Below are 6072 nucleotides of genomic sequence, written 5' to 3' on the forward strand. Positions count from 1 at the left end.
CAATGGAGACAGATATCGGTAACGATATGCGCCTCCGGGGTGTGATCGCCATGCTGGACGGAGCAACGGTGCTGAAAGTACCCGCCGCCCGCTTGCCCGGAAATTTCGGCTTTATGCTGACCCACCCATCGGCTACGGTTGCCCCCACCAAGCTGGAAACCTACAACGTCCACGACAACCCGCCGGGTATCTCCGGCGCGCTGGTGGAAGGCCGCATCTGCTATGGGGCTTTCGTGCTTGAAAACAAGGCGAAGGCCATCTACTACCAGGCACAGCCCGCCGCAACTGAAAACGAAACGGAAGACGAAATCGAATAACAGCCGGGCGTATGGGCACAGCTCATGCGCCCCTTTCGTAAGGAGTTGATATCATGAACCGACTGGACAAGGCGCTTTCCAGGGCGAGGGCGCTGTTCAAGCCGCCTGAGACGCTGGGGCCGGTCATTTTGACCCCATCCCCCGCCGGGTGGACGGCAGCGGCCCACCTGACCGGCAAGGCGGGCGTTTTCCGCCGAGAGGTTACAAACCATCCCGATCTTTCCTCTGCCCGGGCACATCTGCAAAGCTATGCCGGTGCAGAGGCCGCGCCGGTCATCCTGCTTGACGTGATGGGGTGACGCCGTGGCAAAGCGGCTGAAAATGTCCACCTCCCGGGAGGTGCGGCGCACGGTGAACCGCATTTCAAACCTGCTGCTGAATGGTGAGATAGACCCCAAGACCGCAAACGCTCTGCTGTATGGGTGTAACGTGGCGTTGGGGGCGATCCGGGTGGATGAGCAGCAGAAGAAACTGGACGAACTGGAAACGCTGGTGAAGGAGTTGGAGCAGAGATGAACGACCCCCGGAACAACGAGCAGCTGGCCGCGCAGGCTCAGCACGGCGACCAAGCGGCGCTTTACGCCTTGTGGGAGCAGGTGGAGCGGCTGGTATACTCGAAGTTCCGGAGGCTTTTTTATCGCTATGGCCCCGACCAATGCGCCGCTCACGGGGTAACGCTGGATGACCTCTATCAAGAGGGCTGGCTTGCGTTTTTGGCCGCTGTGAGGGCCTACAAGCCGGGCGGCTGGCGGTTCACTACCTATCTCAATTATGCCTGCAAGAACCGTTTCCGGGCCGCTATGGGCACAGACAGGCCCCGCCCGCTGGATATGGCAGACAGCCTTGACCGCCCCATCACCAGCGAAGATGGAACTGGCGCAATGAGTGACTTTCTCCCTGATGAGCAAGCGGCGGCCGATTTGGAACAGGTACACGAGCGGCAAGCCGGGGAGGCGGTTGCTCACGCATTGCAACGCGGCTTGAATACTCTTCCAGCGCTGCAAATCCAAGTGATACGCTGTCGGTTCTATGCTCAGCTGACACGCCCTCAAACGGCTCTCAAGCTGGGGGTAACCGCATCACAGGTGCAGAGGGAAGAAAGCCGGGCGCTGGCCGCTGGCCGCGCTCAGGCGGGATGCAGAAGTCAGCCGGGCGGGGTGGGCGGTTTGGGAGTAGTGTTGGGCGTGAATATCCCTTACAACAGAGAAAACGCAAAAGGACTGGCAGTCCCTTTGCCTTCTATAAGCAGCCTTTTTTAGGTGTTGTGGGGGTCTAAAGCGGAACACCCTTACAAATCATAAAGACCAAATAAAGACCAAACCGGCAAAAAAGCAAAAAGCCAACCCTCCAAAAATGGCGGTATCAAGCCAAATTTGAAGGGTTGGAAGTGTGAGGTGGATACGAAAAAGATATTTTTGCCAAATCGGTGTGCGTATCCGAACTCTCACGTCAAACTGGTATTACCTGCTCAACCTCCAGCCCTCCTACAAAAATCACCTTAACCTTCTCCTTTGACTCTACCACCACGCATTCCAGCACCTGCCTCACCAGCCGGTCATCATATTCCATGGGGTGATTCTCCAGCCCCTCCAGGATGGTGAAAATCTCACCCAGTCGAGATTCGGTATTCTCTTTTTCCTGCTGTGCATTATCATATTGAGCCAATTGTTGCTCCAGGCTGTTTTTCTCAGCCATGAGCGCCGCGGCCCTCTGTTCATCGAAATCTTCCACTGTATCTGTGGCTATAGCCTGCAACATAACCTTGAATTTCGCATCGATTTCTGCTATTCTGATTTGGATATCCAGGCTGTCATCCTCACCATCATCGTTTTTCAGGCCCATGCCGATGTGAAGTTTCAAGGCGCCCAGCACATCGGTACTCTGCTTTGCCATGCGCATGATTGCTGCCATGACGGCCTCCTGCAGCACACTTTCTTCCATCGTTGGTGAATGGTGGCAGTATTTCTTGCCAAAGTCCAACCGGTTGATGCACCGCCAGACTGGCTTCTTTTCACCTTTAACTGTCCAGGTACATCTTCGATAAGGGGTACCACATTCTCCACAGACCAGCAGTTCCGTGAGAGCATATTTACTTGAATACCGGCCCTGCTCGCTCTTAGTACCTTTCTGCTTTACTTTCCGCTTGCCGGTACGCCGAGCGAGTTCCTCCTGCGCCCGACCGAAAATGGCAGGGTCAATGATGGCCGGGTGGTTGTTCTCCACAAAGTACATGGGCCGGGCCTTGCCGTCGTTTCGCTTGACTTTCTTGCTCAAACAGTCCACCACATAGGTTTTGTTGAGGACGGCATTCCCCGCATATTTCTCATTTGAAATTATCGACTGTATCGTTCCAGGCACCCATCTGCCGGAGCCGGTAGGCGTTGGTATGCCGTCAGCAGTCAGGGCGTTGGCGATGGTGGTCATACTATCTCCAGCGAGAAAGCTGCTATAAATTCGTTTCACAACTTCGGCTTGCTCCGGGTCGATTTCCGGTTTACCATCTGGCCCGCGCCGGTACCCCAGGAACCGCTTGTACTGGAAGGGAACCTTCCCCTCTTTCGCGCTCTGGTTTTTGCCCCATATGACATTAGCGCTGATATTCTCTGACTCGCTCTGGGCGATGCTACCATAAATGGTGATATAAAACTCAGCCCCCGGCTGGGTGCTGTGGATGTTCTGCTCCTCGAAGAAGATGTCCACGCCAATCTCCTTGAGCATACGCACATACTTTAGCACGTCAGCGGTATTCCGGGCAAACCGGCTGATGGATTTCGTGATAATCATGTCGATTTTGCCGCGCCTGCACTGCTTTATCATTTTGTTGAACTCGTCGCGCTTTTTCGTGCTGGTGCCGGAGAGTCCTCTATCCGCAAAGATGCCCACAAAGGCCCATTTCGGCTCGCTTCTGATCTTCTCGGTGTAGTACCTCACCTGCACGTCATAGCTGTTTAACTGCTCCTCTTGGGCCGTGGAAACGCGGCAGTAGGCCGCCACCCGGAGCTGCCGGTGGGCTTGCTTGATTTCTTCAGCTATGTTGATTTTGGCAGGAATTTTGCGTACCACTTTCTTCGGAGTGGTTGCTGTCGGTTGCATATTCATCGTCCTTTCCGACCATCTGGTCATTTATCAATTTTATGCTCACGGTACCATTTGTTTCAAGGTAGACGGCTTGAACCGTCCTCTTGAAAAGTGGCATTGAAAAAGTTGAAAGCGGCTCTGCATCTGCGAGAACCGCTTTCAATCTATGGGCTATATAAGGAGCGGAGTCGATATCCGCGTATTTCAGAGAAACACACTCCAACATCTTTTTTCTCAAGGTGTTTTTATCGTAATCAAGTGTGTCAAATGTCCTGGCAATCTCATTTTCAGCTTTCAGAGTCTGCACACTCATGGACTCATCAATAACTGGAATTTGCAACGACCCAGGATTGACAATCACCTGGTTTAGCAGTACAGTAATATCATCCAGTAGGTCGCTGTCAGCCTTGTGAATCGCCGTGCGGCAGTCCGCATTGGAACATATCCATCGTTGCTGGCACTTTCTGATCCGGCTGTCATGTCTACGGTTCATTTCGGAACCACAGACCGGGCAAGTCACAGGCACATCTATATGAAAAATATCAGAAGTGCGGTTGGTACTGTGTTGGGTGTTCTTTTGGGCTTTCATCTCAATTGTGGTTTGATGAGTGTTCTCGTCAATGATAGCTGGAAAGCCGTTCCTGCCAGTGTATCGCTCATCCTCAATCAACCGCATAATGCGGGACTTATTCCAGCCGGTAACGCCGGGCTGATACTCAACATTTTCATCATTTAGTCGGTTGGCGATGTCCAGCAGGGACATACCGCTTTGATACTCGCTGAAAATACGATTCAGCACAGCAGCCTCCTGCGGATGGATAGTTATCGTGCCGTTCTGATACTGATACCCGAAGGGGATGTTCCTCTTTTTCATGCTGTGCGACACCTCACATTCTCAGGAATTTGCTCCGTGAAGGCCAGCCCTCCGACGAGATGAAAGGTCAGTGTTGAGTTGTCCACGACCGTGATGCTTTGGACAATTTCCTCGAATAATGCTTGGCTGAATGGCACACCAAGCACATATCCTGCCAAGGTGTCATCCAACGATTTCAGCGTGTATATCAGCTCATCGTCTTCATCCTCTGCCAGCGCCTTTTTGCGATCCAGTCGCAGGACATTGATTTTGTTACTGATGACCGAGGACTGTGCGGCAAAGTCGGTGGCGTTCAGAACGCCGTTAGTGTGGAGCCGGGCGACCACCAGATTTTGCGCACTTAAATCGGCTATCTGCTTGTCAATCTGACGTATCTTCTCTTGGCTCTCGCCGCCGCGATTCTGCATCATCTCCAGCTGATGGATAAGCGTACCCAGCAGGTCTTGTCGGTGGGCAGACAGCTTGTCTACGAGCAAGCAGAAGGTGTCGAAGACAGCATTTTCTCGCACACGCCTGCTTTTGCAATTTGTGGCTCCAGCAGCCTTATCACTGCACATCCAGTACACGGTTCCACGCAGCAGCTGTCGGCGGAAGGTACTCCCGCAGTCGGGGCAACGCAGGACACCAGACAGAATGGAGTTGTATTCTTTCTTTGTTGTGGTAATTCTGGATTCCTGCAGCCTTTGTGCTGCCTGGAATACCTCCCGGCTGACAATGGATGGATTGCTGTTTTCCACATAATATTGGGCCTTTTCCCCGTGATTACGCTTTTTTGCGGAAGGGCACCGTATCCGTCGTGTACTCCTTTTGCAGGAGTGCATCGCCCATATACCGTTCATTTTTGATGACATAGTCAATCGTAGTGTGGTGCCATTTTTGCTGACCATATCGCCGGGGAACACTCTCTGCGTTGAGTATATTCGCAATATTTTGCTTGCCCACGCCTTGCAGATAAAGGTCAAAAATGCGGCGAATCACAGCCGCCTCATCCTCTTTGACGACCATCTTCCCATCCATCATCTCGAAGCCATAAGCAGGAGCATTACAGTTGAACTCCCCAGACTCCATGCGCATTTGGTAACTTCTTCTGAGGTGGTCGGAAATGTTTACACTCTCCTGCTGTGCAGCCATGCCGGGGAAGGTCACCAGCATTTCCATGTTCATCTTGTCGCTGTCGATGCCCTGTTCCTCGAAGTAGATGCTCACGCCCAACTCCTTGAGGGTACGCAGGGCTACAAGTAGTTCCTGCGTGTTTCTCGCAAATCGTGATACGGACTTGGTAATGACCCGGTCGATTTTGCCCAACTTGCAGTCACGGATAAGCCGATTCTGCTCATCACGCTTTTTCATGTCCGTGCCGCTCAAGCCCTCATCAGCATATACGTCCACCAGCTTGTATTGCGGATTCTTTCGCTCATAATCCTTGTAGTAACAGATTTGTGCCGCAAAAGAGTGCAGTTGGTCGGCAGACTTGCTGGACACCCGGCAGTAGGCCGCCAGCCGGATAACCTCGGGTTTCTGCGGTTCCCGGCTGATGTCGGTTACAGTCATTTGCACCATTCCTTTCTGTGAAAATTTCGCCTTTCGGCACCACCAACAATACCACAAGAGTTCAGATACATCCAGCGCAAACCGCCAGAGTTTTCACTTCAGACATATATTTTTTCTCCATTTTGGAATGCTGATCTAGATAGTGTCTACACGAATTAAGTACGGATAGCAGCCCAAATGGCGATACAACGGACGTGTACCGCGGCGATAAAAGCATCCGAGGTTTTGGCATAACGAGTGGCAATACCTCTC

General features: G+C 52.6%; 7 protein-coding genes and 2 pseudogenes. 4 read left to right on the top strand and 5 right to left on the bottom strand.

Annotated elements, in window-relative coordinates:
* The 4 genes and pseudogenes from U8U01_RS16840 to U8U01_RS16855 form a co-directional block, all read left to right on the top strand.
* Nucleotides 1–317 (top strand): annotated as a pseudogene (locus U8U01_RS16840) (hypothetical protein); the annotation flags it as partial.
* 53 nt (nucleotides 318–370) lie between these two features.
* The gene (locus U8U01_RS16845; RefSeq protein ID WP_322176752.1) at nucleotides 371–616 is read left to right on the top strand and encodes a hypothetical protein; all 246 of its coding nucleotides are present in this window, start codon (nucleotides 371–373) and stop codon (nucleotides 614–616) included.
* 4 nt (nucleotides 617–620) lie between these two features.
* Nucleotides 621–833, top strand: coding sequence for a hypothetical protein (locus U8U01_RS16850; RefSeq protein WP_322176754.1), 213 nt, complete (start codon nucleotides 621–623; stop codon nucleotides 831–833).
* Nucleotides 830–1576, top strand: a complete 747-nt coding sequence (locus U8U01_RS16855) for a sigma-70 family RNA polymerase sigma factor (RefSeq protein WP_322176756.1) — start codon at nucleotides 830–832, stop codon at nucleotides 1574–1576. The genes U8U01_RS16850 and U8U01_RS16855 overlap by 4 nt, the downstream gene beginning before the upstream one ends.
* 190 nt (nucleotides 1577–1766) lie before the next feature.
* On the opposite strand, the gene U8U01_RS16860 is transcribed toward U8U01_RS16855, so the two are convergent.
* From U8U01_RS16860 to U8U01_RS16880, 5 genes and pseudogenes are all read right to left on the bottom strand, one after another.
* Nucleotides 1767–3410 carry a recombinase family protein gene (locus U8U01_RS16860; RefSeq protein ID WP_322176758.1) on the bottom strand — a complete coding sequence of 548 codons (1644 nt, stop codon included), beginning with the start codon at nucleotides 3408–3410 and terminating at the stop codon, nucleotides 1767–1769.
* Nucleotides 3343–4269, bottom strand: a complete 927-nt coding sequence (locus U8U01_RS16865; RefSeq protein ID WP_322176760.1) for a recombinase family protein — start codon at nucleotides 4267–4269, stop codon at nucleotides 3343–3345. Before U8U01_RS16865 ends, U8U01_RS16860 begins: the two co-directional genes overlap by 68 nt.
* Nucleotides 4266–5006 carry a recombinase zinc ribbon domain-containing protein gene (locus tag U8U01_RS16870; protein ID WP_322176762.1) on the bottom strand — a complete coding sequence of 247 codons (741 nt, stop codon included), beginning with the start codon at nucleotides 5004–5006 and terminating at the stop codon, nucleotides 4266–4268. The genes U8U01_RS16865 and U8U01_RS16870 overlap by 4 nt, the downstream gene beginning before the upstream one ends.
* A gap of 25 nt (nucleotides 5007–5031) precedes the next feature.
* The gene (locus U8U01_RS16875) at nucleotides 5032–5820 is read right to left on the bottom strand and encodes a recombinase family protein (RefSeq protein ID WP_322176764.1); all 789 of its coding nucleotides are present in this window, start codon (nucleotides 5818–5820) and stop codon (nucleotides 5032–5034) included.
* Between the two features lie 155 nt (nucleotides 5821–5975).
* Nucleotides 5976–6072, bottom strand: a pseudogene (locus U8U01_RS16880) (IS5/IS1182 family transposase); the annotation flags it as partial.

This window comes from Acutalibacter caecimuris (assembly GCF_034335085.1).
GTDB lineage: Bacteria > Bacillota > Clostridia > Oscillospirales > Acutalibacteraceae > Acutalibacter > Acutalibacter caecimuris.